At 36.9% G+C, this 26,056-nt stretch carries 26 protein-coding genes; 1 reads left to right on the top strand and 25 read right to left on the bottom strand.

What is annotated here, in order from left to right; genetic code table 11:
• Positions 1-139 precede the first annotated feature (139 nt).
• The 6 genes from dprA to KHA87_RS04330 form a co-directional block, all read right to left on the bottom strand.
• Positions 140-1,012, bottom strand: coding sequence for a DNA-processing protein DprA (gene dprA / locus KHA87_RS04355; protein ID WP_213092878.1), 873 nt, complete (start codon positions 1,010-1,012; stop codon positions 140-142).
• A gap of 86 nt (positions 1,013-1,098) precedes the next feature.
• On the bottom strand, positions 1,099-2,001 hold the full coding sequence (gene sucD, locus KHA87_RS04350) for a succinate--CoA ligase subunit alpha (protein WP_213092877.1): 903 nt from the start codon (positions 1,999-2,001) through the stop codon (positions 1,099-1,101).
• Between the two features lie 18 nt (positions 2,002-2,019).
• Positions 2,020-3,180, bottom strand: coding sequence for an ADP-forming succinate--CoA ligase subunit beta (sucC, locus tag KHA87_RS04345; protein ID WP_213092876.1), 1,161 nt, complete (start codon positions 3,178-3,180; stop codon positions 2,020-2,022).
• Positions 3,181-3,368: 188 nt separating this feature from the next.
• Positions 3,369-3,659 carry an EscU/YscU/HrcU family type III secretion system export apparatus switch protein gene (locus tag KHA87_RS04340; protein ID WP_213092875.1) on the bottom strand — a complete coding sequence of 97 codons (291 nt, stop codon included), beginning with the start codon at positions 3,657-3,659 and terminating at the stop codon, positions 3,369-3,371.
• Complete coding sequence (locus KHA87_RS04335) at positions 3,656-5,293, bottom strand: hypothetical protein (protein WP_213092874.1); 1,638 nt, start codon at positions 5,291-5,293, stop codon at positions 3,656-3,658. The genes KHA87_RS04340 and KHA87_RS04335 overlap by 4 nt, the downstream gene beginning before the upstream one ends.
• 221 nt (positions 5,294-5,514) lie before the next feature.
• Positions 5,515-7,392, bottom strand: a complete 1,878-nt coding sequence (locus tag KHA87_RS04330) for a terpene cyclase/mutase family protein (RefSeq protein ID WP_213092873.1) — start codon at positions 7,390-7,392, stop codon at positions 5,515-5,517.
• Positions 7,393-7,728: 336 nt separating this feature from the next.
• On the opposite strand from KHA87_RS04330, the gene KHA87_RS04325 reads away from it, so the two are divergent.
• A complete protein-coding gene (locus tag KHA87_RS04325) occupies positions 7,729-8,892 on the top strand; it encodes an iron-containing alcohol dehydrogenase (protein ID WP_213092872.1) in 1,164 nt (387 codons plus the stop codon).
• Positions 8,893-9,251: 359 nt separating this feature from the next.
• On the opposite strand, the gene KHA87_RS04320 is transcribed toward KHA87_RS04325, so the two are convergent.
• The 19 genes from KHA87_RS04320 to fapR all read right to left on the bottom strand — a co-directional run bounded on the left by KHA87_RS04320 (position 9,252) and on the right by fapR (position 26,006).
• The gene (locus tag KHA87_RS04320) at positions 9,252-10,016 is read right to left on the bottom strand and encodes a ribonuclease HII (RefSeq protein ID WP_213092871.1); all 765 of its coding nucleotides are present in this window, start codon (positions 10,014-10,016) and stop codon (positions 9,252-9,254) included.
• Between the two features lies 1 nt (position 10,017).
• On the bottom strand, positions 10,018-10,890 hold the full coding sequence (gene ylqF, locus KHA87_RS04315) for a ribosome biogenesis GTPase YlqF (protein WP_213092870.1): 873 nt from the start codon (positions 10,888-10,890) through the stop codon (positions 10,018-10,020).
• A gap of 22 nt (positions 10,891-10,912) precedes the next feature.
• Positions 10,913-11,449 carry a signal peptidase I gene (lepB, locus tag KHA87_RS04310; RefSeq protein WP_213092869.1) on the bottom strand — a complete coding sequence of 179 codons (537 nt, stop codon included), beginning with the start codon at positions 11,447-11,449 and terminating at the stop codon, positions 10,913-10,915.
• A gap of 382 nt (positions 11,450-11,831) precedes the next feature.
• Entirely contained in the window at positions 11,832-12,176 is a 345-nt protein-coding gene (gene rplS, locus KHA87_RS04305; protein ID WP_213092868.1) for a 50S ribosomal protein L19, read from the bottom strand.
• Between the two features lie 135 nt (positions 12,177-12,311).
• Positions 12,312-13,046: a tRNA (guanosine(37)-N1)-methyltransferase TrmD gene (gene trmD, locus KHA87_RS04300; protein WP_213094239.1), complete on the bottom strand. Its 735-nt coding sequence runs from the start codon at positions 13,044-13,046 to the stop codon at positions 12,312-12,314.
• Positions 13,046-13,555, bottom strand: coding sequence for a ribosome maturation factor RimM (gene rimM, locus KHA87_RS04295; protein WP_213092867.1), 510 nt, complete (start codon positions 13,553-13,555; stop codon positions 13,046-13,048). The genes trmD and rimM overlap by 1 nt, the downstream gene beginning before the upstream one ends.
• An 11-nt stretch (positions 13,556-13,566) precedes the next feature.
• A complete protein-coding gene (locus tag KHA87_RS04290) occupies positions 13,567-13,953 on the bottom strand; it encodes a YlqD family protein (RefSeq protein ID WP_213092866.1) in 387 nt (128 codons plus the stop codon).
• A 144-nt stretch (positions 13,954-14,097) separates the two neighbouring features.
• On the bottom strand, positions 14,098-14,331 hold the full coding sequence (locus KHA87_RS04285) for a KH domain-containing protein (protein WP_213092865.1): 234 nt from the start codon (positions 14,329-14,331) through the stop codon (positions 14,098-14,100).
• Positions 14,332-14,346: 15 nt separating this feature from the next.
• Positions 14,347-14,619 carry a 30S ribosomal protein S16 gene (gene rpsP / locus KHA87_RS04280; RefSeq protein WP_213092864.1) on the bottom strand — a complete coding sequence of 91 codons (273 nt, stop codon included), beginning with the start codon at positions 14,617-14,619 and terminating at the stop codon, positions 14,347-14,349.
• A gap of 173 nt (positions 14,620-14,792) precedes the next feature.
• Entirely contained in the window at positions 14,793-16,133 is a 1,341-nt protein-coding gene (ffh, locus tag KHA87_RS04275) for a signal recognition particle protein (protein ID WP_213092863.1), read from the bottom strand.
• 12 nt (positions 16,134-16,145) lie between these two features.
• Complete coding sequence (locus KHA87_RS04270; protein WP_213094238.1) at positions 16,146-16,478, bottom strand: putative DNA-binding protein; 333 nt, start codon at positions 16,476-16,478, stop codon at positions 16,146-16,148.
• An 84-nt stretch (positions 16,479-16,562) separates the two neighbouring features.
• On the bottom strand, positions 16,563-17,552 hold the full coding sequence (gene ftsY / locus KHA87_RS04265) for a signal recognition particle-docking protein FtsY (protein ID WP_213092862.1): 990 nt from the start codon (positions 17,550-17,552) through the stop codon (positions 16,563-16,565).
• A 184-nt stretch (positions 17,553-17,736) separates the two neighbouring features.
• A complete protein-coding gene (smc, locus tag KHA87_RS04260) occupies positions 17,737-21,315 on the bottom strand; it encodes a chromosome segregation protein SMC (RefSeq protein WP_213092861.1) in 3,579 nt (1,192 codons plus the stop codon).
• 34 nt (positions 21,316-21,349) lie between these two features.
• A complete protein-coding gene (gene rnc, locus KHA87_RS04255) occupies positions 21,350-22,090 on the bottom strand; it encodes a ribonuclease III (protein ID WP_213092860.1) in 741 nt (246 codons plus the stop codon).
• A 269-nt stretch (positions 22,091-22,359) separates the two neighbouring features.
• The gene (locus tag KHA87_RS04250) at positions 22,360-22,593 is read right to left on the bottom strand and encodes an acyl carrier protein (RefSeq protein WP_213092859.1); all 234 of its coding nucleotides are present in this window, start codon (positions 22,591-22,593) and stop codon (positions 22,360-22,362) included.
• 99 nt (positions 22,594-22,692) lie between these two features.
• Complete coding sequence (fabG, locus tag KHA87_RS04245) at positions 22,693-23,436, bottom strand: 3-oxoacyl-[acyl-carrier-protein] reductase (protein WP_213092858.1); 744 nt, start codon at positions 23,434-23,436, stop codon at positions 22,693-22,695.
• Positions 23,437-23,457: 21 nt separating this feature from the next.
• Positions 23,458-24,396, bottom strand: coding sequence for an ACP S-malonyltransferase (gene fabD / locus KHA87_RS04240; RefSeq protein WP_213092857.1), 939 nt, complete (start codon positions 24,394-24,396; stop codon positions 23,458-23,460).
• A gap of 26 nt (positions 24,397-24,422) precedes the next feature.
• A complete protein-coding gene (plsX, locus tag KHA87_RS04235) occupies positions 24,423-25,400 on the bottom strand; it encodes a phosphate acyltransferase PlsX (RefSeq protein WP_213092856.1) in 978 nt (325 codons plus the stop codon).
• Positions 25,401-25,433: 33 nt separating this feature from the next.
• Complete coding sequence (fapR, locus tag KHA87_RS04230; protein WP_213092855.1) at positions 25,434-26,006, bottom strand: transcription factor FapR; 573 nt, start codon at positions 26,004-26,006, stop codon at positions 25,434-25,436.
• Between the last annotated feature and the right edge of the window lie 50 nt (positions 26,007-26,056).

Here is a 26,056-nt window from a genome sequence, read left to right as displayed (position 1 = left end):
AAACATCCTTATTCGGGTTATAAATGAATCATTTTTTAAGAAAATATGCCCAAAATGAAATCTGTATAAGAATCTAAAAATGTAAAAAAGGGCAAACTATTCGAAATCAGCCTTTCCAAAAAATATTGTTCATATAATTTTAGTAGATAAATTCCTCTAAAATATCTTCACCATTTTGTACTAGTTTTGCTCCCTGTTGTATTAGTTTATTGGTACCCTGTGAAAGAGATTCATAAATATTCCCCGGTACAGCAAATACCTCTCTACCTTCCTGTAAAGCATATTCTGCTGTAATTAAAGAACCGCTTTTTTGTTCCGCCTGAATGATAACCGTCCCTTTTGTCAACCCGCTAATAATTCGGTTCCTCATTGGGAAATGCCATCTCTGAGGTCTTGTATTAGGGGGATATTCCGAAATAATTAGATGGTCCTTTTTCATATTCTCTATTAAGCCAATGTTTTCCTGCGGATAAATATGAAAAAATCCGCTTCCTAACACACCCATCGTCTTCCCTTGACATTCAATGGTAGATTTATGAGCCATTGTATCTACACCTTTTGCAACTCCACTGACAATAACAAATTCTTTTTGAACAAGTGGGGGAATAATCCTTCTAATCGCTTGTAATGCGTATATATCTGCCTTTCTCGATCCGACTATAGCTATGGATGGGGAATGAAGGAGGCGAAGATTACCAATCGCGTATAGAACAATGGGAGGTTGATAGATTTGCTTTAATAGATTGGGATATTCCTGATCGAAAATAGTTATACATTTAATTTGGTATCGTTGATAGCTTAAAAGGAGTGAATCGATAGGAATATGATGAAGATCCTGATAAATTTTTTCTATCTGGTTACCTTTTCCTGCAATGATGGATTTTAATGTAGTGAAAGAGTATTGATATAGTGACTGTAAACTTGAGTCGTTTTTTAGAAGTGCTAGAATAGCTTTAGAAGTAATACCGCGGCAATGATGGAGATGAATAAGTCTTTTTCGAAATTCTTCCATAAAATCCTCCTATATATTTTCAATATTCCGATTTTTATATATGGAAACAGCCCCTCTAGCACAGAGGGACCGTTATTTCCACTTGATTAATGTGTCTTACATTTTTCGTAAAGGCCTCTTTCCTTCAATACACTAATTAGTGTTTCACCCATTACAGAAGGTGTTTCGGCTACTTTAATACCGCATTCATTCATGACACGGATTTTTTCTGCTGCAGTACCTTTACCACCAGAAATAATCGCACCTGCATGACCCATACGCTTTCCTGGAGGTGCAGTTACCCCGCCGATGAATCCAACAACTGGTTTAGTCATATTTGCTTTCACCCAGCGTGCTGCTTCTTCTTCCGCTGTTCCACCGATTTCACCAATCATAATAACAGCTTCAGTTTCTGGGTCTTCGTTAAATGCTTTAAGAACATCAATAAAATCTGTACCGTTAACAGGGTCTCCACCGATACCAACAGCAGTTGTTTGACCAACACCTGCTTGTGATAATTGATGAACAGCCTCATATGTTAAAGTTCCAGAACGAGAAACAACACCTACATGGCCTTTTGTATGAATGTATCCAGGCATGATACCGATTTTACATTCACCTGGTGTAATAACACCTGGGCAGTTAGGACCAACTAAACGTGTTTTCTTACCTTCCATATAACGTTTAACTTTGACCATATCTAGTACTGGGATATGTTCAGTAATACAGATTACTAAATCTAATTCAGCATCCACAGCTTCTAAAATAGCATCAGCAGCAAATGGAGCTGGTACATAGATAACAGAAGCATTTGCACCTGTTGCTTTAACAGCGTCACTAACTGTATTAAATACAGGTACACCTTCTACTTCCGTACCGCCTTTACCAGGAGAAGTACCACCAACGATTTTTGTACCGTATTCTAACATTTGTTTTGTATGAAAAAGAGCTGTTTTACCAGTAATACCTTGTACGATTACTTTTGTGTCTTTATTAACAAAAACGCTCATTATGTTCCCCTGCCTTTCTTAGCCTACTAGTTCAACAATTTTTTGTGCGCCATCTGCCATTGATTCAGCAGCAACGATATTTAATCCTGATTCATTAAGGATTTTCTTTCCTAATTCAACATTTGTACCTTCAAGTCGAACTACTAAAGGAAGTTCCAGACCAACTTGTTTAGTTGCTTCAACTACACCTTCTGCAATAATGTCGCATTTCATAATTCCACCAAAGATATTAACGAAAATACCTTTTACATTTTTGTCAGAAAGAATAATTTTGAATGCTTCCGTAACTTTCTCAGCAGTAGCACCGCCACCAACATCAAGGAAGTTAGCCGGATCTCCACCATAATGCTTAATGATGTCCATTGTAGCCATTGCAAGACCCGCACCATTTACCATACATCCAATTTTACCATCAAGAGCGATGTAGCTTAGATCATACTTGGATGCTTCGATTTCTTTTGGATCTTCTTCTTCCAAATCACGATATTCTACAATGTCTTTATGACGATATAGAGCATTTGAGTCGAAGTTAAGCTTTGCATCAAGAGCCATAACATTTCCATCACCTGTTACAACAAGTGGGTTTATTTCAGCAATGGAACAATCTTTTTCAACAAAAGCTGTATATAAGCCCATCATGAATTTCACTGCTTTATTTACTAGCTCTGCAGGAATATTGATATTAAATGCGATTCGACGAGCTTGGAAAGCAGTCAAGCCTACAACTGGATCAATTATTTCTTTGAAGATTTTTTCAGGCGTTTTTTCTGCCACCTCTTCAATTTCTGTTCCGCCTTCTTCTGAAGCCATTAAAGTAACACGTGATGTTGCACGATCCAATACTAAACCAACATAGTATTCTTTTTTAATGTCGCACCCTTCTTCAATAAGAAGACGCTTAACTTCTTTACCTTCAGGACCTGTTTGGTGTGTTACTAACGTTTTTCCTAAGATTTCGTTTGCATATGTACGAACCTCGTCCAAGTTCTTAGCAACCTTAACACCGCCAGCTTTTCCGCGGCCACCTGCATGAATTTGCGCTTTTACTACACAAACCTGCGTGCCAAGTTCCTTCGCTGCTTCTACTGCTTCTTCCACTGTAAAAGCTACCTTTCCATTTGGTACCGCAACCCCGTATTTTCTGAGGATTTCTTTACCTTGATACTCATGGATATTCATTTTCCATCCTCCAATCAAACAAATCATAAATTAACTGCGCTTTAATTGTATAAAAAGGCAGAATAGATGTCTAGCTTTATGAAACATTTAAATGAGTTTCCAATTAATTTTAAACAATCAAAATAATATACCTATTCCATGCATCTATAGAAAGGATAAAAGACATTGAACATATCAATAGATATGGATTAATGCCCTTCTCCCATTCTTTGATCTACTTTATATATAAAAGCAAAGACTTCAGCCACTGCTTCGTACAATTCCTCCGGAATCATTTGGTTGATATCAAGGTTTCCAAGTAATTGAATTAAATTTGGGTCCTCCTGTATCGGAATTCCATTCTCCTTTGCTTTATCTATAATATTATCTGCAACATATCCTTTCCCCTTTGCAGTAATTATAGGGGCAGTGTTTTTTTCGGATTGATAGCTTAAAGCTATAGCTTCCTTTCTATCCTTTAACTCATCTTTGTTTTTCATACCCGGATATCCACCCCAGTATACGATTTATTTAATGTATTCATTTTTTCCCTGTTAGCTGTTAATGGATTGTTATCTTTCTTAATGAAATGAACTGCAGAAAGTTGGTAATGAATCTTTTCCAATCCGCCTTTTAAGAGGGAGGTTAGCTCGTTAGCTTTATCTTTAATAGCTGTTGACTCATTATAAACATTAACTGTTATCACTCGATTTTGGACCTTCATTTCTACAACAGTTTCATGAATATGCTCTAAATCCAGAAAAAATAAGACATGACAATAATTAGGATCTATTTTGCCATCCTCCGTCTTCTTTCCCGACCATTGCATCTTAACGTTTGTATGATATCCGAACAAGTTGATTGGAATTTCATAATGCAAATGCTGCATCGGCCCATTATCATAAGATTGGATTTGCTGACCATTCATTTTATTTACTAAAGCTTCAGCCGTGTCACGTATAGGTGAGGAATGGTTGGATTCCTGTAAAAATTTGATTAAAGATGGTTTTAATGATTCCTCTACCTGATTATGCTCTGCTAACGGCTGTAAAATTTGAGATTCATAAAAAATGCCGAGTGATTTTGTTATCTCCTTAAATTGATATAATGATTCTTTTCCACTAAAAGATTGTTTTATGGACTCCAGAATCCCTTTAAAAAAATCTTTTTCTTGCTCTGTGAACAATCGAAAATCTTGCTTCATATCTTTAGACATATATTTTTCCAGCAAGTCTACTGCAGCATCCACCAACTTTGGAGATATTGTCCTCTGTCCAAATAATTCCTGATTCTTTCTATTTTCCTCTAATACTATCGGCTTCATTTCTGGTAAATGTTGTGGTACAGGTAACTGCTGCTTTTGATTTTCATTTGGATTGGATTGTGAAAAAGAAGGCTCCTCAAGTTTTACACCCATTTTTTGTAAGATATTGATAGCAAGGGGTTGCCTCACTTCGTTGTTCGAGTGGGTTTCTTCCGTTAATAATTGGATTAATTTTATTGCCAACGGCTTTAATGCACTTTCCTTCAAGGAAAATATTGATTTCTGCAATGCTTGAACAGCTGGAGTTTGTTCCTCTTTAATTAGCTGATGCTCAAGCAGCTGTATTTTATTTTGAATTCGTTCAGGGTTATCTGCTGCTAATAAAGATTTAAATACCGATTCAGTAAGGGGAAAGCCTTTTGTAAGCATTATCCTTATTACATTCAAACTTTGTTTCGTATTGTTGTTGTGTGCGAGTAAGTTGTTAATTTTTAAAATGGTATCTTTATTAAATGGTAACTGCTCTTTGGAAAGGAAGCTTGTAATTTCCGTATTTTCTTTCGTAGGAGGAAGTGCGAGATGTTTCAATATGGCAGAAATATTGCTTCCTCCCTGATCTTGCTTTGAAAGAAGCTTCAATTGTATATCCCCTTCATCTGAATCAACTTGAAACCAGTAGGATTCCCCATTTGTTATAGCTGCCTCCAATTGAGCAAGGAGATTTTGTTTTCCGATTTGCACTAGTGCAAAATCATTCGGATAGATATTTTTTACCGTACCAAAAAAAATCTTCCCTTTTTGAAAGGAGAGTGCAGCTGTTGGTTGGTTTATATTTAATTGTTGCAAAGTATTCATAATAGAAGTCAGCATATAATTGCCTCTTTTAAATTATTTAGACTGTTTTCGTATAAATTGTTTAAATCCAAAAGCCGATATTAACCTGTTACTTTTCATCATTTGTTTTAAATACTAATTTAGACGTAGCTTTGAGGCATCTTTTCTTAAAAAGTATCCCTATTCGTATGACGAATGAAGATGTGTTGAAGAACTCCCATTACAAAAAGCAACTTAGTTTAAGAAAAAGGCCTTTATTAATAGAACTTTCGAATAAAATGAGCATAAGCGAGTAATGGCCAAATATAGTTATAGCTATGGTAATGAATATAGAACAGACCTGCTGCTCCTTGACCCATTGGATAATTAGTCCTCCAATCTTTTGTATCGGCATAATTATATAAAAAGTTAATCCCTTTTTGAATTGGTGGTGTTATATTCTCGGATGCGGCTATCAATGCATCTGTCGCCCATGCTGTATGTGTTAAAGTGCTGCTGTTCAAAGGGACATACTGTTTCAAAATATCGCTGTTGCAGGATTCTCCCCAGCCTCCATCATTATTTTGTATCGTATAAAGCCATTCTACAGCTTTTTGAATGGCTGGATGCTCTGCATCCACTCCAACAGCACGCAATCCTGTAATGGCAGCCCATGTTCCATAAATATAACAAATCCCCCATCTACTATTCCAGGAACCATTACTCTCTTGATTTTTTAAAAGCCATCTTACCCCATTTTTTATTTTCGAGTGATTATTATTTAAATTCGTATGCAACCCTAGGAATTCCAAGGTTCTCCCAGTTAAATCAGCAGCGGAAGCATCCAATAGCAAATCCTCACCTCCAGGTAAAATATTTAACAGCGGGTTATCAATATTTCGCTCAAATGCAGGCCATCCACCATCATCATTTTGCATAGATAGAACCCACTCAACTCCAAGTTCCCAAGAAGCTCGAAAACTTTTACTTTCAAATGTCTGTCTCCGAATAGCCCTTAATGCTGCAGTTGTATCATCAACATCTGGATTAATGGAGTTAATATTTGAAAAACCCCAGCCACCGGGCTTTGCTGACGAATTATGAATAATCCAGTCACCAAATTTATAATGCTGCTTTGAAAGAAGGTATTGATTTGCCCGCCTAATAGTATCAGAATTTATTCTTACACCGGCTTCTTGAAGTACATAACTAATTAAAGTAGTGTTCCAAACGTTAGCGGTAGTATATTGACAATGCGGATGCCCATTTATCTCACAAATCATTGATTTTAACCCGTCTACAGCCTTCCATATTGATTTGTCGTCTTTCTTTCTGCCGCGAGCCATTAAGGCAAAGATCATAAGAAAGGTTGCACTAAAATAACTATAAAAAGTACCGTCCTCTTCTATTCTCTTAATCATATAATCTTCGAGCTGCTGCAATGCTTTTTCATGTATTTCCTCCTTCATTCCAACTAAGCTCTCAACGCCTTGTTTGATGTAGTCGAATAAGGAACGGGATTCTGGGGATTCTTCTCTAAACAATTCAATTGCTGTTCTTTCCGGCAAAAGTTCGGATAAATCTGGGCTCATCTTAGTTATTAAAGTAAATTCAACGTCGCTAAGTATTAAAATAGGAGCAATGTTGGATCTGCCAAATACGGAGATATCAAAAAAATTAATCGGAAATTTAGCAGGAAGAAGAATGGCTTCTACCGGTATCGGAAATTGGCTAGGCCACTTCACATGTCCTCCCAATGCTAATAAAATCTTGGTAAACATTTCTGTTTTTTCAAGCCCGCCATTTTCTATTATAAATTTTTTTGCAGCCAGCATATTTGCAGAATCTTTTGCTACATAACCGGAGTAAAGGAGGGCATAATAGGCTTCTACTGTTGTCGTTAAATTACCCCTCTCTTCATCGTGAAATAGCTTCCATGACCCATTTTGTTCTTGTTTACTTGAAATGCGCGCAACTAGCCCCTTAATTAACTCCTCATCTTCTAGTTCCAGCATCCTAAGAAGAATTATCATATAACTGTCTGTTTTAATACCTGTATCAAAAGCATAATCCCAAGAACCATCCGATAATTGATCCTTTATTAAACGATTAATATAACGATTCATTTCCATCAGTACATTTTGTTTTAATGCCATGTATCGTCCCTCCTTTTTCCTACTCTAATAAATACATATTCCGCATATAAAAGGAGTATCGATAAATTCATGATAATTTCTCAGTTGGAAAGGCAATATCCGTGAACTTTGTTATTTTTGGACCTTTTTAAGGGATGCTTACTAAGTTTCTAGGCAATTTTCGCATACTCTCTTACGAAAAGATGCCACGAAGCATTTAATTATACAGGTTGATGAACTTATACGAAAAACACAATGTATGCGAAAATTGCCTGTGGATAAGATAGATTATAGGCAAGATTTTTGCTTTTTCATGTTTTGTTTATCATAATAAAGACCAGAAGGAGGCTGAAACTATTGGATAACTTTACATTTTCAAACCCAACAAAATTAATATTTGGAAAGGGACAGCTCGAGCAGCTAAAAGCAGAAATTCCTCCATTCGGAAAAAAAGTGCTTTTAGTATATGGCGGTGGAAGCATAAAAAGAAGCGGTCTATACGACAATGTTCTACAGCAATTAAAGGATATTGATGCATCCGTATATGAGCTTCCTGGTGTTGAACCTAATCCTCGCGTTTCCACAGTACGAAAAGGCGTAGAAATCTGCAAAAAGGAAGGCATTGAATTTTTATTGGCTGTAGGAGGCGGCAGTGTTATTGACTGTACAAAGCTTATCGCGGCAGCAGCAAAATATGATGGAGATGCATGGGATTTAGTAATAAAAAAGGTATTCGCAAAAGAGGCACTTCCTTTTGGTACAGTACTTACTCTAGCAGCAACCGGCTCTGAAATGAATTCCGGATCCGTTATCACAAATTGGGACACAAATGAAAAATATGGTTGGGGAAGCCCTTATACATTTCCTAAGTTCTCTATACTAGACCCTGTAAATACATATACTGTTCCTAGAGATCAAACTGTTTATGGCATAGTAGATATGATGTCACATGTATTGGAGCATTATTTTCATCTCACAGAAAATACATTATTTCAGGACCGTATGTGTGAAGGACTGCTAAAAACCGTAATGGAAACAGCTCCAAAGCTTCTAAATGATCTTGAAAACTATGAATATCGTGCGACAATCCTTTATTGTGGCACAATGGCCTTGAACGGTGTATTGAATATGGGATATCATGGCGATTGGGCAACCCATAATCTTGAGCATGCGGTTTCGGCTGTTTATGATATTCCACATGGCGGAGGCCTTGCTATTTTATTTCCAAATTGGATGAAGCATAATATACAGGTTAAACCATCTCGTTTTAAGCAGCTTGCCATTCGGGTATTTGATGTAAATCCAGATGGAAAAACGGATGAAGAAATAGGTTTGGAAGGCATTCAGAAACTCCGTGATTTCTGGAATAGCATTGGTGCGCCGTCACAATTAGCAGACTATGATATTGATGACAGCAAGCTTGATGTAATGGCTGACCGCGCGATGGCTAACGGAGAGTTTGGGAATTTTACAAAATTAAAACGCGAAGATGTGCTAGCTATATATAGGGCATCTTTGTAAGCAAAAAAACTCAACCAATTGGTTGAGTTTTTCTTAAAAGGTAAGAAAGTATAAGTTTATTACTGAAAAAATTAATAAACAAGTTAAATCTTGGCTAGCTCTAAGTGAAATTGGATCTGCAAATTTCACCAAGTGAAATTGGATCTGCAAATTTCACCAAGTGAAATTGGATCTGCAAATTTCACCAAGTGAAATTGGATCTGCAAATTTCACCAAGTGAAATTGGATCTGCAAATTTCACCAAGTGAAATTATCATTTCGAATTTCAATTGCTCATGAACTACCTCAGCATGGTTTCCTTTATCTCAGTCTAAGACTACGAAATCCGTACGCCGGTGTGCAAGGCACTTGCGCATTTCTCATACCATCTCTTTAATCGGCGCAAACGTTTTTCGGTGGATTGGGCATGGTCCATATGTATGTAGTGCATCTATATGTTCCTTCGTCCCGTAGCCCATATTACTCTCAAAATGATATTGTGGGTACTTCTCACTGTATCTCTTCATCATTCTGTCTCTAGTAACTTTGGCAACGATAGAGGCAGCCGCAATAGAAATACTTTTTGCATCCCCTTTAATAATGGAGGTTTGCGGAACTGGTATGGTTAGTTTCATAGCATCAATTAAACAATAATCAGGAAAAACACTTAAATCATTTAGTGCTGCAAGCATTGCCTTTTTAGTAGCTTCATAAATATTTATACGGTCAATTTCTTCTGCTGATATGATTCCAACTCCTATAGCTGCCTGATCCAAAATAATATTGTAAAATTCATCACGCTTTTGCTCTGTTAATTGCTTTGAATCATTAATACCGCCAAGATAGAAATGTTCAGGCAAAATTACCGCAGCTGCAACAACTGGCCCAGCTAACGGTCCTCTTCCGACCTCATCGATGCCAGCGATGAGGTTAAATCCTTCCAGTTTCATGGCGTTTTCATATTGCATCATGGTGAAGAATTGTTCACGCTCGAGCTCCAACTTTTTTATTGCCTCGTATTTTTTCTTAATTAAGCTTTGCACACCTTTTCTAGTATCCTTTTTCATTTCCTCCAAAAAAGGATGATTAAGATGATTAATTGATTGCAGTTGTTCAGCGATTTCTTTAATTGTTAACTTTACCATGTCATTCCTCACCATTATCGTCATGCATATCTTGCGGGAAATCAAGGGTCAGCCTACCTAATTTCAATGAACGTACGTCACGGATAATAGTTTCAGCTGTTTTATCATAATTAACTTCTCCGCCTGCCATAAGACACCCGCGCAATTTCCCAATATGGTTAAATATATCAACCAGCTCATCAGGTATTTTTTCAATCTGATAACGATCCTTAAATTGCTGAGGATAATGTTCCTCTAAAAACCGAAGAGCAAAAACAGCGATATCCTGTAAATTTAATATCGTATCTTTAATGGCTCCTGTTAGCGCCAGCTTATAACCAACAATTTGATCATCAAATTTCGGCCATAATATTCCAGGTGTATCAAGTAGTTCTAATTGTTTCCCGACTTTAATCCACTGTTGTGATTTGGTTACTCCAGGTGTATTACCTGTTTTTGCAATATTTTTACCTGCAAGTCTATTAATTAAAGTAGATTTTCCGACATTTGGGATACCAATTATCATGGCGCGAATTGCTCTAGGCTTCATACCCTTTGCTCTCATTCGATCAAATTTGGACTTCAAAATATGCTGTGCCTCTCTTACGATATCATTCATACCGGTTCCAGCGTGTGAATTAATCGCAAGAGCAGATTGTCCTTTTTCAGCATAATAATCAATCCATTGTTTCGTCTGAATGGAATCAGCCATATCTGCCTTATTCAATAATGTTAATCTTGGCTTTTGTTGTACGATCTCATCTAGCATTGGGTTTGCCGATGAGATAGGGATCCTTGCATCCACTAATTCAAATACAATATCAACTAGCTTTAGCTTTTCGGATACCTCCCTGCGTGCTTTTGCCATATGACCGGGAAACCATTGAATGGTCATAAATATTCAACTCCAAAATCTTTTATTTTACAAAACGTATGTCTGACAATGGCCAGTAAATCAGCCTTGTATCACCAATAACTTTTGATAGTGGAATGGGGCCGATAATTCTTGAGTCTTTGCTTTGTCTGCGGTTATCTCCCATAACGAAAATTTCTCCCTTTGGAACAGTATCTCTGCCGATTAGATCCTTTAAAGTGAAATCCTCCGTCAGGGGTCCTTGTGTTATTTTTTTATATTTGTTCAGATATGGCTCTTTATAGGCTTTTCCGTTAATATATAAAACATCATCCTTATATTCAATTCTATCACCAGGCAGGCCAATAACTCGTTTAATATAATCTTTTTTCTCCGGGGCATGAAAAACAATAATATCGAACCGATTCGGTTTTCCAAGCTTATTGACAATCATCCGATCCCCATTATGTAAGGTAGGCATCATTGATAAACCGTCTACCACGATTGGAGCAAATAAAAAATAACGGATTATTACCGCTAGACCAACTGCAATGAGTAGTGCCTTTGTCCATTCCCATAACTCATTTTTCCGCTTTCCCATTTCTCCACCACCACCTATTAGTATTAATTCTCGTAAATGAAAGACTCCCTATTATTTTATATCCATTTTCACCTTGAAATAATCTTATTTTATATGAAGGCTTTTTCAAATAGATTGTTAATAATCCAAATGGCGATTTTAACTTGTTGCTTTTTCGTATAATGTAATACATCCTAATTTAGACTTTACCCGGGCATCTTTTCTTATAAAAGATTATTGCTTTATTTTAATATATCGGGTAGCTACTAGGATTTTGTCTAAAAAAACAACAAAAAGTAAAAAAGGAGCTTATATGAAAGAAAAGGGGCTTGTCTCCAAGCCCCTTTTCAAAACGTTTTTCATTGATAAGTATAAAATGACCGAAAGCCATCCGTACTTACAATTAGCGGATTTCTTTAATACGAGCAGCTTTACCACGTAAATTACGTAGGTAGTAAAGTTTCGCACGACGAACTTTACCGCGACGCACTACTTCTAGATTCGCAATCTTTGGAGTGTGTAGAGGGAATGTACGCTCAACACCTACACCATAAGATACTTTACGAACTGTGAAAGTTTCGCTGATTCCACCACCGCGGCGCTTAATAACAACACCTTCAAATACCTGAATACGCTCACGAGTACCCTCGATAACTTTAACGTGAACACGTACTGTATCTCCAGGACGGAAAGCAGGAAGATCACTGCGAAGTTGATCTTTTGTAATTTCTTCAATAATATTGTGCATCGATTTCAACTCCTTCCAACAGATGCTCATACAAGTTCTCAAATGGTTGCAGCGGAACATCGTTTTAATGCGATTTGGCCTCAAATCACAAAATTAATCTTAACATATCACTATTAATATTGCAATAACATAAAGCTAAGATTTTTCATCCTCCCAATCGGATATCCACTGTTTTTGCTTCTCACTTAAATCATACTCTTTTAGTAGATCTGGTCTTCTTAAAAATGTTCTTCTGAGGGATTCTCTTTCTCTCCACTCTTCTATTTTTCGGTGATCACCTGATAGAAGAACATCAGGAACTTTCATCCCTCTGAAATCAGCTGGTCTCGTATAATGTGGATGCTCTAATAATCCAGTAGAAAATGAATCTAGAACAGGTGAATCATTATTTCCAAGTGCCCCTGGAAGTAAGCGGACAATACTGTCTACCATAATCATCGCACCAAGCTCTCCACCTGTTAATACAAAATCTCCTATGGAAACTTCATCTGTTACTGCAAATTCTCGAATTCTTTCATCATAACCTTCATAATGTCCGCAAACAAAAATCAAATGATCCTCGCGTGAAAGCTCTTCTGCTTTTGATTGCTTAAAGGTTTCACCTTGTGGACAAAGCAGGATAACCCTGACTTTTTTATCCTCTTGTTTTAAGCTCTCCACCGCATCAATTATCGGTTGTGGCTTAAGGACCATCCCTGCTCCCCCGCCATAAGGATAATCATCCACTGTTTGATGCTTGTTGTCGGCAAACTCCCGGTAATTTAGAACATTATATTCTACAATGCCTTTTTCACTTGCTTTTTTTAAGATGGAAGTTCCGAGTACTCCGGTGAACATTTCTGGAAACAAGGTTAGAATGTCTATTTTCATCATAATAAACCTTCCATTGGCTCTATAATAATCCGCTTCTCTTGCACATTAATTTGCTTAACAACCGGCTTAATATAAGGAATTAAAAACTCTTTTCCTTTTTCTCCTTTCACTACCCATACATCATTTGCTCCAGGAGTAAGAATTTCTTTTACAACTCCTAATAATGTATTATCTATCGTGAAAACTTGGCACCCGACGATTTCGTGAAAATAAAACTCTCCTTCTTCCAGTTCTCCTAATTGCTCCTCTGATACTTTTAAGATGCCCTCTTTCCATTTCTCCACATCATTAATATTGTTAAAGCCTTCAAAGGTAAGCAAATCAAAATTTTTATGTATACGATGGCTCTTAACCACTAATTCCATTGGCTGTGATTGCCCATTAAGAAATAGATATAACGTATTGCCTTTTTTAAATCTTTCTTCCTTAAAATCAGTAATGGATATTACACGTACCTCACCGTTTAAACCGTGAGTATTTACTATTTTTCCAACATTAAACCACATTATTTTCACCTCTAACGTATTTCTGTGATGAATCCGTCTTTTACAATAATCATTCGCTCATTGGTAAGCTTACCCCAATCATCACCCACTTTGATTTCGACGACAGATTGAATGTTTTGCTCCGTAATCTCACTTCCTAACGGCAATATGTTTAGTTGCTCGATTTGGAACTCAATTAATTTTACTTTTTCCTGTCTATTATTAATTTCCTTTTCAAAGTGATTTTTTAAACTGGTTGATGGGAATTTTTTTGTTCTTTCTAATTTTTTTAGTTCAAATCGAAGTTGATCACATTCTTTTTGAAGCAATTGCCTTTTTTCATGATAAGAATATAATAATTTTTCTTTGCTATTTTCGGTTAATACTTGTTTAACCACTACGGGCTGCAATATTTTCATCATCTACCTCCATTAAGTAGACATATAAGCAGTTTAAGGACTATGTAATTTATTTTAGATATGGAAAAAGGGAGGCTAATTTCTCCTCCCTTTTCTCCTGATGTATAATAACATCAAATCTTTGCTGCTGAATTTATTGGAATGTTACTCGACAATTTCCAAATAAATTTTCTTATGTTGTTTTGAACCTGCCCAAGCATAGACAACCGTACGTATTGCTTTCGCAACACGGCCCTTCTTCCCAATCACCTTACCGATATCTTCTTCGTGAACAGAAAGATTGTAAGTAATGTGATTTGGATCCTCGATCATTTCTACTTTAACTGCATCTGGATAATCGACTAAGGGCTTCACAATTTGAGTAATCAGCTCCTGCATGGCGCGTCACTCATGTTACTTGCTGTACTTAGCGTTGTGGAATTTTTCCATGATGCCTTGTTTAGAGAATAGGTTACGTACTGTATCAGATGGTTTTGCACCAGTTTGTAACCATTTAAGCGCTAATTCTTCATCAATTTTTACTTCAGCTGGTTGTACAACTGGATTGTAAGTTCCAACTGTTTCGATGAAACGTCCATCACGTGGTGAACGAGAATCTGCAACTACAATACGATAGAAAGGAGATTTTTTTGCTCCCATACGTTTTAAACGAATTTTTACTGCCATTTTAAATAGCACCTCCGAATAGTTTTACACAAGATAGTATAATATCAAAAAAGTATTTTGTTTGTAAAGTGTTTTTTCTTAACACTTTTTAATATGGTAAAAGGGAACAAAATCATGTGCTATATACAAGACAAAAATAGCATTGCTTTGTTACCTTATTACTAACCTTTTTCTTACATAAAAGGGAATTTAAAGCCTTTCTTTTTCCCTTTTGTCATACTGGTCATTTGTTTCATCATTTTTTTCATTTCTTCGAATTGCTTCAGCAATCGGTTTACCTCTTGTACGGTCGTTCCGCTACCCTTTGCAATTCTTTTTCTACGTCCAGAATTAATTATTTCCGGATTCACCTTTTCAGCTTTCGTCATGGACTTGATAATTGCTTCCACATGGCTGATTTGCTTATCATCAATCTGTAGATTATTTAACCCTTTGATTTTATTTGCACCAGGCATCATTTTTAAGAGCTCATCTAACGGCCCCATCTTTCTGACTTGACCTAATTGATCCAAGAAGTCATCGAAGGTAAAACTTGCCGTTCTCATTTTTTGCTCAAGCTCTTTGGCTTTTTCTTCATCCACATTAGCTTGGGCCTTTTCAATTAGGGTTAAAACGTCTCCCATTCCAAGAATCCTAGAAGCCATTCTTTCTGGATGAAATGCCTCCAGTGCATCCAATTTTTCACCCATACCGACAAATTTTATCGGTTTGCCAGTAACAGATCGAATAGAAAGGGCAGCACCGCCTCGGGTATCGCCATCCAACTTAGTTAAAACGACTCCTGTTATGCCTAATTGCTCGTCAAAGCTTTCAGCAACATTCACGGCATCCTGTCCTGTCATGGCATCTACCACAAGAAAAATTTCTTCAGGACTCGATAGCTCTTTTATTTCCTTAAGCTCATTCATCAGCTCGCCATCGATGTGAAGACGACCTGCTGTATCGATAAGGACATAATCATGATGATCTGCTTTTGCTTTTTCTATAGCCTGCCTTGCAATCTCTACTGGGCTTATCTGATCGCCAAGGGAGAATACAGGCATACCAAGCTGCTTTCCAAGTGTTTCTAATTGTTTTATTGCTGCAGGACGATAAATGTCAGCTGCTACAAGTAAAGGATTTCGATTGTGCTTTTTTCTTAATAAATTAGCAAGCTTACCAGTTGTCGTTGTTTTACCGGCACCTTGTAAACCAACCATCATAATAACAGTTGGAGGGCGTTTTGCAACAGCTATTTGGCTTTGTTCGCCGCCCATTAAGTTTGTTAATTCTTCTTTAACAACCTTAATAACTTGTTGACCAGGAGTTAAGCTTTTCATTACCTCTTGACCAACCGCGCGCTCGCTTACCTTTTTAACAAATTCTTTTACCACTTTGAAGTTAACGTCTGCCTCTAATAAAGCAAGACGAACTTCTCTCATCATTTCCTTTACATCGCTTTCCGAAACTTTTCCCTTGCCGCGTATTTTCTGTATCGTGTTCTGCAGTCGGTCGGCTAATCCTTCAAATGCCATTCATGCCGCCTCCTAATCTAATTTCTCTAGCGCATCTATTAAAGGCAATAAATCATTTGATAGTGCATCATTTCCGAGGCACTTTCGAATCTCCTCTAATAATTTTGTACGCTCCTTAAACTTTTGGAATAATAATAGCTTTTCTTCATATTCCTCCAGCATCGCTTCAGTACGTTTGATATTATCGAAAACCGCTTGCCGGCTTACATCAAATTCTTCGGCAATTTCACCAAGGGAAAAATCATCTAAATAGTAGAAGGACATATAGCTTCGCTGCTTTGGAGTTAACAACGATTGATAAAAATCAAACAAGTAATTCATTCTTGTTGTTTTTTCAAGCATGATTATCCTCCCCTTGTTAAGTGAAAAAGCTTTACATATGAAGAATACACAGATTTTCTTGGTTTGTCAAGATAATATCTTTACATTCTATTCTTCCTGATTTTCAATTATATTGGAAAAAAGTCCATACACATATTTTTCAGCATCGAATTCTTGTAAATCATCCATCTTTTCTCCAAGGCCAACAAATTTAACAGGAATATTCAATTCATTTCGGATCGCCAGAACGATCCCGCCTTTTGCGGTTCCATCTAATTTCGTTAATACGATGCCGGAAACATTGGTTACTTCTTTAAAGGTCTTTGCTTGCAATAGTGCATTTTGGCCTGTTGTCGCATCCAATACGAGTAATACCTCATGTGGTGCTCCTGGAATTTCTCTTTCGATTACGCGTTTCACCTTTTCCAACTCATTCATTAAATTCACTTTATTTTGCAGACGACCTGCTGTATCACACAAAAGAATATCCGCCTTTCTTGCTTTGGCTGATTGAATTGCATCATACATTACAGCGGCGGGGTCAGAACCCTCGCTGTGCTTTATCACGTCTACCCCTACTCGGTTTCCCCAAACCTCGAGCTGATCAATAGCTCCTGCCCGGAAAGTATCTCCCGCAGCTAATAATACATTCTTCCCTTGTTGTTTATACATATGGGCAAGCTTGCCAATGGTTGTTGTTTTTCCAACCCCGTTAACCCCTACAAATAGCACCACTGTAAGGCCGTTTTCTTGAATATTCACACTTCCAGATGTCTTTTCTCCACCTTCATAGATTTCGACAAGCTTTTCGGAGATGACAGACTGAACCTCCACAGGATCTTGAATATTCTTTTTTTTCACTTCCATTTTCAGTTCATCTATCAGTTCCATCACCGTATTAAAGCCAACATCTGCTTGAATTAATATTTCTTCAAGCTCTTCGAAAAAATCTTCATCTACTTTCCGGTAGCGTGCTACAAGATCATTTACTTTACTAGCAAAATTATTCCTTGTCTTTGATAGACCATCTTTAAATTTTTCGGTAACAGAATCCGTTGATTTTGAAAACTTATCTTTTAATTTTTGAAAAAAACTCAATTGATTTCACTCCTTAAACTATACATAAAACGCTTCATTAAAATAAGGCATTATTTATCCTAACAAATTATAAACGAATTACATCTGTTTAGCCAATTACTTCGTTCTTAATGAGTAACATTATTTTATATTAAAAAAAAGGACCCAAAATTTTATCCAAAACTTTGGGTGACCCGATTTACTTCTAAACAGTTGCTGCTGGGCTCATGAGTTCATTCGTCTCTTCCAATCTAACAGATACAAGCTTTGAAACACCGGATTCCTGCATGGTTATACCGTAAAGAACATCTGCTTCCTCCATTGTTCCTTTTCGATGGGTAATCACGATAAACTGAGTTTCCTGGCTAAACTGTTTCAAGTACTTACTAAAGCGGTATACATTTGCATCATCCAATGCAGCCTCTACCTCATCTAGAATACAGAATGGTACTGGTCGAACTTTTAAAATAGAAAATAAAAGAGCTATTGCAGTGAGCGCTCTTTCTCCGCCGGATAATAATCCTAGATTTTGCAGCTTCTTTCCTGGTGGCTGAGCAACTATATCTACTCCGGTATTTAACAGATCAGATGGGTCCGTAAGTTTTAGCTCTGCACGTCCACCTCCAAATAATGCTTGGAAGGTTGGTTCAAAATAACGACGAATGGATGCAAATGTCTCTTCAAATCTACGCTTCATTTCTTCATCCATTTCATCAATCACTTGGAAAAGAGTTTCCTTTGCTTCCAATAAATCTGTTTGTTGTTCCTTCAAGAACTCATAACGTTCGGAGACACGATCGTACTCTTCAATTGCTCCAATATTAACGGTTCCAAGCTCTTCTATTGCAAGCTTGATTAGCTTTACTTTTTTCCTTGCCTCATCTAAGGATATGTCGAGTGAAAACTCTTGCTTTGCTGCCTCAAAGCTTAATAAATATTCCTCCCGCAAACGTGCTAGACGATTTTCCAAATCGACATCCAGACGATTTATTTTTACCTCTTCATCCTTTAAGACCTCAACTAGTCCTTTATGCTGACGTTTTAGCTCTTTAAGATTCAATTCCATATCTTCTAGTTTTGTTTGAAGCTGCAAACGTTCTTCTCTTCTAAGAGAGATAAGCTTTGTCGTTTCCTGTTTGTCCATCCGTTTCTTTTCAGCCGCAACGGATAATTCTTCTTCACCTGAATGATTATTGGTCATTTCATTTTCAATCCAATTAAGCTCACTCTTAAAATTATCATGCCTTGCGGAGGTTTCTTCCAATTCCTTCTGGATTCGATCAAGGTTTTCTCGACTTGTAACAAGCTGTTCATTCTTTACAGCCAGATCTGCCTTTAAATCACTAATTTCACTTAATAATTCATCCTTACTAGTGATATTTTGATTTTTCTTTTGGGTCAGTTCTTCAATTTCTTTTTCTAGCTGGCTAATTTTTTCCGTAACCTTTTGAAGCTTTTCTGTAAGCTCACGTTGTCTGCCCTCTACTGATTCCGTTGTTTGGACGGATTCAGATTTTTCCATATCATACATTTGCAAGCGTTCATTCATATTTTTTTCTGCTGCTTCTATTTGCCTTAACTCTGATTTCCATTCCTGTTCCTTAAAGCGAAGCTGTTCTCCAGATTTTCGCATCTCTTCAAGTGCAGCTTCTTCCTTCGAAACATCCGCTTTAAGATTTTTAACAAATTGTTCAAGCTGTGATGTTTTTTCTTCCATCGAAAGAAGTTTTACCTTCAATTCCTCTAATTCACCTTTTCGGCTTATTAAGGAATTATTTGATTGCTTCGAAGTTCCTCCTGACATCGATCCGCCGGGATTCACTACATCGCCATCCAGGGTTACAAGACGATAACGATATTGAAGAAGCTTTGCTATTTGTCCGGCTCCCTGTAGATCCTTTGTAATTACAACATTTCCAAGAAGGTTTGAAATAATAGATTGATATTTTTCATTCACGAAAATAAGTTCAGAAGCAACACCAACAAAAGAACTGTGCCCGCTAATCGCAGCCAGCTGAGCTGAAGGAATGGATTTCCCTTTAATAATATTAAGCGGCAAAAAAGTAGCACGGCCATAGCGATTTTTCTTTAAATAGTTTATTGCATTGCGCCCATTCTCTTCCGTTAAAACCACAATGTGCTGCATAGCTCCGCCAAGAGCAGTATCAATAGCAGATTCATACTCCTTTGGAACTTGAATTAACTCGGCAACAGCACCTTCAATTCCTTGAAGTGTGGAATTCTTTGCCTTTAGTACCTCACGAACACCTTGGAAAAATCCTGTGTAATCTTCTTCCATTTCTTCTAATGTTTCTTTTCTAGATCTTGCTTTTTGTACATATTGATATGCCTGATAAAGAGTTGTTTCTTGCTTTTGATATTGATCTTTGAGATTTTCTATTTCTCTTTGTTTATCATGAAAGGAATGGATATGTTCTTCTAAATTTATTGTTGTCTCTTTAAGCTGATCTTGGACCTTCCGCTTTTCTTCTTGAATTAATCTACGTTGTTCGACATATTTTTGATTATCTTCATCCAATTTGCTTTTTTTAGTAGATTGGATTTGTAATTGTTGTTCCAAAAAAGATAATTCATTTTTGCCGGAAGCTTGTTCATTTAGAAGTTCTATATAATCGCCTTTTAAAGATTCTATCATTGCTTCAATATCCATATTAAAAGTTTCTAATTGAGCATTTTTTTCTTTGAGGCGATTCTTTAATAACGCTGCTTCCTGGACGTTTTTTTCATATTCCTCTTTTAGAACCTTTGATTGTTCTTGGAGTTTATTAATTTTTTCTTCTGTCTCAACGATATTTCTTTGTAGCTGATCCTTATTCTGATTTGCATTTTTCTTTCTTTCTCTTAAAACCTCTTTACGGCCCTCTAACTTTTCAAGTTCCTCTGTTGCTGTCACTAAGACATTCTGCAAATCTGTAATAGATTCATCGAGAGCCGAAATCTGATCACGCATTTCGGTAAGGCTTGCCTCTTCCTTTTGCAATTTCGCGGACAATGCCATTTCTTGATCCTGATGCTGTTCTAATTGCTTATTTAATTGCTCCCATTGTTCATGGGTAGCTTCAATTTCTTTCACTGTAAGTGCCACTTCAACATTTTTAAGTTCTTCTTTTTTATCTAAATAATCCTTCGCCAAAGAGGCTTGAATTTTCAATGGCTCAACTTGATGTTCTAGCTCGTGAAGAATATCATTAACCCTATTTAAATTTTCCTTCGTTTCATTAAGCTTCGATTCGGCCTTTTTTTTGCGATTCTTATATTTTAATACGCCAGCCGCTTCTTCAAAAATCGTTCTTCGTTCCTCAGGCTTGCTATTAAGGATTTCCTCTACCTTCCCTTGACTAATGATAGAGAAGGCTTCACGGCCTAATCCAGAATCCATAAATAGATCAATTATATCCTTTAATCTACAGCTTTGTTTATTAATAAAGAATTCGCTGTCACCAGAACGGTAAACCCTTCTGGTAACACTTATTTCATTGTAATCTAGGGGTAACTGATGGTCTTCATTATCCAATGTTAAAGAAACCTCAGCAAAATTCAATGATTTTCTTGTATCACTTCCTGCAAAAATGACATCCTCCATTTTACCACCACGAAGGGATTTTGCTGATTGCTCACCTAAAACCCATCTTACAGCATCAATAATATTGCTTTTTCCGCTTCCATTAGGTCCCACAACTGCTGTCACACCTGTTACAAACTCAACAGAAATTCTTTCAGCAAACGACTTAAAACCGACTATATCTAAACGCTTGAGGAACAAAGTTCTCCCTCCCTATACTTGCTCTTTATCCAGATTATAATTTTTTATTTAAAGTGCTAAGAGCAATTTGTGCGGCATGCTGCTCCGCTTCCTTCTTAGATCTTCCTGTTCCTATTCCTAGCTCAACATTATTTAAAGACACTCTTGAAACAAATTCTCTATTATGGGCTGGTCCTCTTTCATCCAAAACGCAATATTCAAGAACTCCCTGTGAATCTTTTTGGACAAATTCCTGTAATTGACTTTTAAAATCCATTACATGGGAAAAAGCCCCTTCATGTATTTTCGGAAATACAATTTTCTCTAAAAACTTTATTACTTCATCGAGCCCTTGATCAAGGAATAACGCACCTATAAAGGCCTCAAATACATCCGCTAAAAGAGCTGGCCTAGTACGTCCTCCAGTCATTTCTTCTCCCTTTCCAAGCAATATGTATTCGCCAAAGTTTAATTCATTTGCAAATGTAACAAGGGATGGTTCGCAAACAATAGCTGCCCGTAATTTTGTAAGCTTTCCCTCGCTAATAGTTGGATAATGCACATAGAGGTATTGGGAAACCGTTAACTCTAGTACTGCATCACCTAAAAACTCTAAGCGTTCATTATCCTGATGTGTTTTTTTTCGATGCTCATTCACATAGGATGAGTGGGTAAATGCTTGAATTAAGAGCTTTGTATTGGAAAAATGAATATTAACTTTATCTTGAAACTGCTGAAATTTTTCTGTTATTAATGCAAATGCTATTTTTTCTTTTTCTCTACTTGTCTTTCGCATATATTCTATTCTCCACCTTGATAAAAAATCAAAATCATTGATCATCTTAAAGTTTATAAAAATTTATCCGGAAGTGCAAAAAGTTCCGTAAAAAAATTTTATTAAGTTTCCATTTTAATCACGATAAGCAAATGCCGATCCCAAGCTTTTTATTCTGCTTAGAAGCGCTATTTGATTTCGCGACAATTGGAAACAGGAAAAAATTATCTATACAAAACAATAGAAAAGCCCCGTTTTTAAAAAACGGGACACTGTAATCATGTTAACGATTATTGCTGACTTTCTATGTATTTAACAGCGTCTCCAACTGTAGCAATTTTCTCAGCATCATCGTCTGAAATTTCCATATCAAACTCATCTTCAAGTTCCATTACAAGTTCCACAACATCTAGGGAATCTGCTCCAAGATCATCTTTGAAAGAAGCTTCTAGTTTTACTTGAGATTCTTCTACACCAAGACGATCTACAATAATTTTCGTTACACGTTCTAAAACATCTGACATTTGGTTCACCTCCCCTCAAGACATTATAGAGGATTTTGTCCTAATAATAAAGTGAAACTTCGATTTGAAGTAATTTTTTCTCCGATTGAACGGCTAATACTACATCACCATACCGCCGTCAACATGCAATATTTGACCAGTAATATAATTGGAATCTTCGGATGCTAGAAAGACTGCTGCTTTTGCAACTTCTTTAGGCTGGCCTAATCTCGCCAAAGGAATTTGCTTAAGCATTTCCGCTTTCAAATCCTCCGGCAACTTATCAGTCATATCCGTTGTAATAAAGCCTGGCGCTATTGCATTTGCTGTAATTCCTCTTGAACCAAGCTCTTTTGCTGTTGTTTTTGTAAGACCGATAACACCTGATTTTGCAGCAACATAATTAGCTTGCCCAGGATTTCCACTTACAGCTACGACAGAAGCAACATTGATGATTTTTCCTGAACGCTGCTTCATCATTTGGCGTGTAACTGCCTTTGTCGTTAAGAATACACTTTTTAAATTCGTATTGATAACATCATCCCATTCGTCATCTTTCATTCTCATTAGCAAATTATCCCTTGTAATGCCTGCATTATTCACAAGGATATCTAATTTCCCAAAATGATCAATGGTATCTTTTATCATTTTTTGCACATCATCACTATTAGCTACATTACATTGATAAGAAATAGCTTGGCGACCCATTGCTTGTATCTCATCCACTACTTCCTTTGCCTTTGCCTCACTTCCAGCATAATTAACTATTACATTAGCCCCCTCTTTGGCAAATTCCAAAGCAATTTCACGGCCAATACCACGTGAAGCACCTGTTACTAAGGCGATTTTCCCCTCTAATTTCATCACTCTTCCTCCTTTATGTGATTAATTTTTTAATTCTTCCATTACCGTTTGGCAAGTTTCCATATCTTGAATAGAATATATTCTTACTTCTTTGTTGATTTTTTTAATTAATCCTGATAGAACCTTTCCAGGTCCGATTTCAATAAATGTATCCACTCCAAGATCAATCATTTTTTGTACAGAATCTTCCCAAAGTACAGGAGAATATAATTGCTCAATTAATTTCTCTTTTATTTCTGATGCATTATTCATCGGTTCAGCTGTGACATTTGCAATGACCGGGATTTTCGCATCATCAATTTTTATCTCATTTAAAACGTTAATAAACTTTTCAGCAGCTGGCTTCATTAATTCAGAATGGAAAGGACCGCTTACTTGCAACGGAAGGACACGCTTTGCTCCTTTTTCTTTTGCAAGCTTTCCTGCTTCCTCCACTCCTCTTACCGTACCGGAAATAACAATTTGTCCCGGACAATTAAGATTTGCCAACTGTACTGAATTTCCGTTTGCTGTAATCTCCTCTGTTAGCTCCTTTAAAACCTGTCTGTCTAAGCCTAATACTGCTGCCATCGTGCCTTCCCCGTTCGGAACGGCTTCTTCCATATACTCTCCACGTTTATGTACTGCATACACAGCATCCTCAAATGAAATTGCACCAGCAGCAACTAGAGCAGTATATTCTCCTAAACTGTGACCAGCGGTATAATCCGGTTTGATTCCGGAGTTTTCTAAGCATTGGAGAAGAGCTATACTTGTTGTCAAAAGTGCAGGTTGGGCATTTGTTGTTAACGTAAGCGTTTCAATTGGGCCATCAAATATAATATTGGAAAGCGAATATCCTAAACGATTATCAGCTAATTCGAACATTTCTCCTGCTTTTTGATTTGCCTCAGCAACGGATTTTCCCATTCCTACTGTCTGAGATCCTTGTCCAGGGAATACATATGCAATTTTACTCATATTCTACAATCTCCTTTTCATGAAGCCTATTGTATGGCATCTTTTATCGTTTTTGTAACATCATGCAAAACCATTTCTCGTGCTTGGCGAACAGCATTATATAATGCATTAGCGTTAGAGGAACCATGCGCTTTTATTACAGGAGCTTTTATTCCGAAAAGACCGGCACCTCCATATTCAGAGTAATCCATCATGTTTTTCAGCTCGAGTAAATCAGATTTGACTAATACTGCAGCTAATTTACTTTTAAGACTGCTAGTTAAGGTTTTCTTCAATAAAGAAAATACAGAGGAGGCAGTACCTTCAATTGACTTTAATACCATATTGCCAGTGAATCCATCCGTTACCACTACATCTGCTGGACCATTTAATAAATCACGTGATTCAACATTTCCAACGAAATGTATATCCGCATTCTTTAATAATTCAAAAGCTTTTTTCGTTAATTCATTTCCTTTTTTTTCTTCCGTTCCGATATTCAGAAGCCCTACTCGGGGATTCGCTATTCCCCTTACCTTATTTGCATAAATAGAACCCATAATCGCATATTGTACTAAATGCTCCGGTTTTGCATCAGCATTAGCTCCAAGGTCGAGCATTACAAATCCCTTCCCATCAACGGTCGGAAGTGTTGGTGCTAGGGCCGGACGGTCAATACCTTCCATTCTGCCTACTACAAAAAGCCCTGCAGCCATTAAGGCACCCGTATTACCAGCTGAGATACAAGCATCTGCCATTCCGTCTGCAACAGCTTGAGCCATTAATACCATAGATGCATTTTTCTTCCTTCTTACTGCTCTAACCGGTTCGTCCGATCCTGAAATTACTTCATCTGTATGTATAACTTGAATCCTTGCGTTTGGCTGTAAATATTGATTAATTTGCTTTTCATCTCCGTAAAGCATTATTTCAATATCCGTAAATTGTCCAATTGCCTTATTTACTCCTAAGACAATTTCTTTTGGCGCATGATCTCCGCCCATGGCATCAATTGCTATTTTCATCGTTCTTCATCCCTTTTATTTGGCCTATTCACTTTATTCGCCATTACTACTATTTCGATACATTTCAAAATCGCCCTTAAATACAAGCTTATTTCCTACAAAACTATTTACTTCAACAATAGTACGATCAGAGATTTCCTGATTGCCCTTAATCCTTGCCTTTGCTATCACCCTTTCTCCTTCTTTTACGGAGTGGGTAAAATGGATATTTGCCTTGCTGGTTAAAGCTAATTCATCATTTATTACCGCAACAGCTAAAGAGTTTGCTTGTGCAAAAAGATGATGTCCGCGGGCGATCGAATTTCGCTTAAAAACATGTTCTCTTTTAACATCAAAAATGGATATCGCACTTTTATCTAGCTCGATATCTATAATTTCACCGATTACCTCTTCAATTGGAAGAGCTTTTACCTGATCTCCAAATTGTTTTTCTGCTACACTTTTTATTCTTTCCCGAAGTTCCGGAATCGATAATTCCAACCGATCGAGTCGAATTGTCTGCACACTAACTTTAAATTTTTCTGAAAGCTCTTCATCCGTTACAAAAGGATTTTCCTGAATTGTCATGATTAATTGCTTTTGACGTTCCTTTTTTGCCATTCTCATTTATTTACACCACACGATATTAGGACTTGGTACTAATAGTAGTATATAAA

This window comes from Bacillus sp. FJAT-49736 (assembly GCF_018343615.1).
GTDB lineage: Bacteria > Bacillota > Bacilli > Bacillales > Bacillaceae_C > Margalitia.
The sequence above is the reverse complement of the archived record's forward strand: the minus strand, read 5'-3'. Positions and strand labels throughout refer to the sequence as shown.

Bases quoted from the DNA above. Each gene is read 5' to 3' on its own strand.
- fabD (WP_213092857.1), bottom strand. From the start codon at position 24,396: ATGAGTAAAATTGCATATGTATTCCCTGGACAAGGATCTCAGACAGTA.
- rpsP (WP_213092864.1), bottom strand. From the start codon at position 14,619: ATGGCAGTAAAAATTCGTTTAAAACGTATGGGAGCAAAAAAATCTCCT.
- dprA (WP_213092878.1), bottom strand. From the start codon at position 1,012: ATGGAAGAATTTCGAAAAAGACTTATTCATCTCCATCATTGCCGCGGT.
- fabG (WP_213092858.1), bottom strand. From the start codon at position 23,436: ATGAAATTAGAGGGGAAAATCGCCTTAGTAACAGGTGCTTCACGTGGT.
- KHA87_RS04285 (WP_213092865.1), bottom strand. From the start codon at position 14,331: ATGCAGGAGCTGATTACTCAAATTGTGAAGCCCTTAGTCGATTATCCA.
- plsX (WP_213092856.1), bottom strand. From the start codon at position 25,400: ATGAAAATAGCAATTGATGCCATGGGCGGAGATCATGCGCCAAAAGAA.
- ylqF (WP_213092870.1), bottom strand. From the start codon at position 10,890: ATGACCATTCAATGGTTTCCCGGTCATATGGCAAAAGCACGCAGGGAG.
- KHA87_RS04330 (WP_213092873.1), bottom strand. From the start codon at position 7,392: ATGGCATTAAAACAAAATGTACTGATGGAAATGAATCGTTATATTAAT.
- sucD (WP_213092877.1), bottom strand. From the start codon at position 2,001: ATGAGCGTTTTTGTTAATAAAGACACAAAAGTAATCGTACAAGGTATT.
- sucC (WP_213092876.1), bottom strand. From the start codon at position 3,180: ATGAATATCCATGAGTATCAAGGTAAAGAAATCCTCAGAAAATACGGG.
- KHA87_RS04250 (WP_213092859.1), bottom strand. From the start codon at position 22,593: ATGTCAGATGTTTTAGAACGTGTAACGAAAATTATTGTAGATCGTCTT.
- fapR (WP_213092855.1), bottom strand. From the start codon at position 26,006: ATGAGAATGGCAAAAAAGGAACGTCAAAAGCAATTAATCATGACAATT.
- KHA87_RS04340 (WP_213092875.1), bottom strand. From the start codon at position 3,659: ATGAAAAACAAAGATGAGTTAAAGGATAGAAAGGAAGCTATAGCTTTA.
- lepB (WP_213092869.1), bottom strand. From the start codon at position 11,449: ATGGGAAAGCGGAAAAATGAGTTATGGGAATGGACAAAGGCACTACTC.
- KHA87_RS04290 (WP_213092866.1), bottom strand. From the start codon at position 13,953: ATGAAAATATTGCAGCCCGTAGTGGTTAAACAAGTATTAACCGAAAAT.
- trmD (WP_213094239.1), bottom strand. From the start codon at position 13,046: ATGAAAATAGACATTCTAACCTTGTTTCCAGAAATGTTCACCGGAGTA.
- rplS (WP_213092868.1), bottom strand. From the start codon at position 12,176: ATGCACAATATTATTGAAGAAATTACAAAAGATCAACTTCGCAGTGAT.
- ffh (WP_213092863.1), bottom strand. From the start codon at position 16,133: ATGGCATTTGAAGGATTAGCCGACCGACTGCAGAACACGATACAGAAA.
- KHA87_RS04335 (WP_213092874.1), bottom strand. From the start codon at position 5,293: ATGCTGACTTCTATTATGAATACTTTGCAACAATTAAATATAAACCAA.
- KHA87_RS04320 (WP_213092871.1), bottom strand. From the start codon at position 10,016: ATGGTAAAGTTAACAATTAAAGAAATCGCTGAACAACTGCAATCAATT.
- rimM (WP_213092867.1), bottom strand. From the start codon at position 13,555: ATGTGGTTTAATGTTGGAAAAATAGTAAATACTCACGGTTTAAACGGT.
- rnc (WP_213092860.1), bottom strand. From the start codon at position 22,090: ATGCGAAAGACAAGTAGAGAAAAAGAAAAAATAGCATTTGCATTAATA.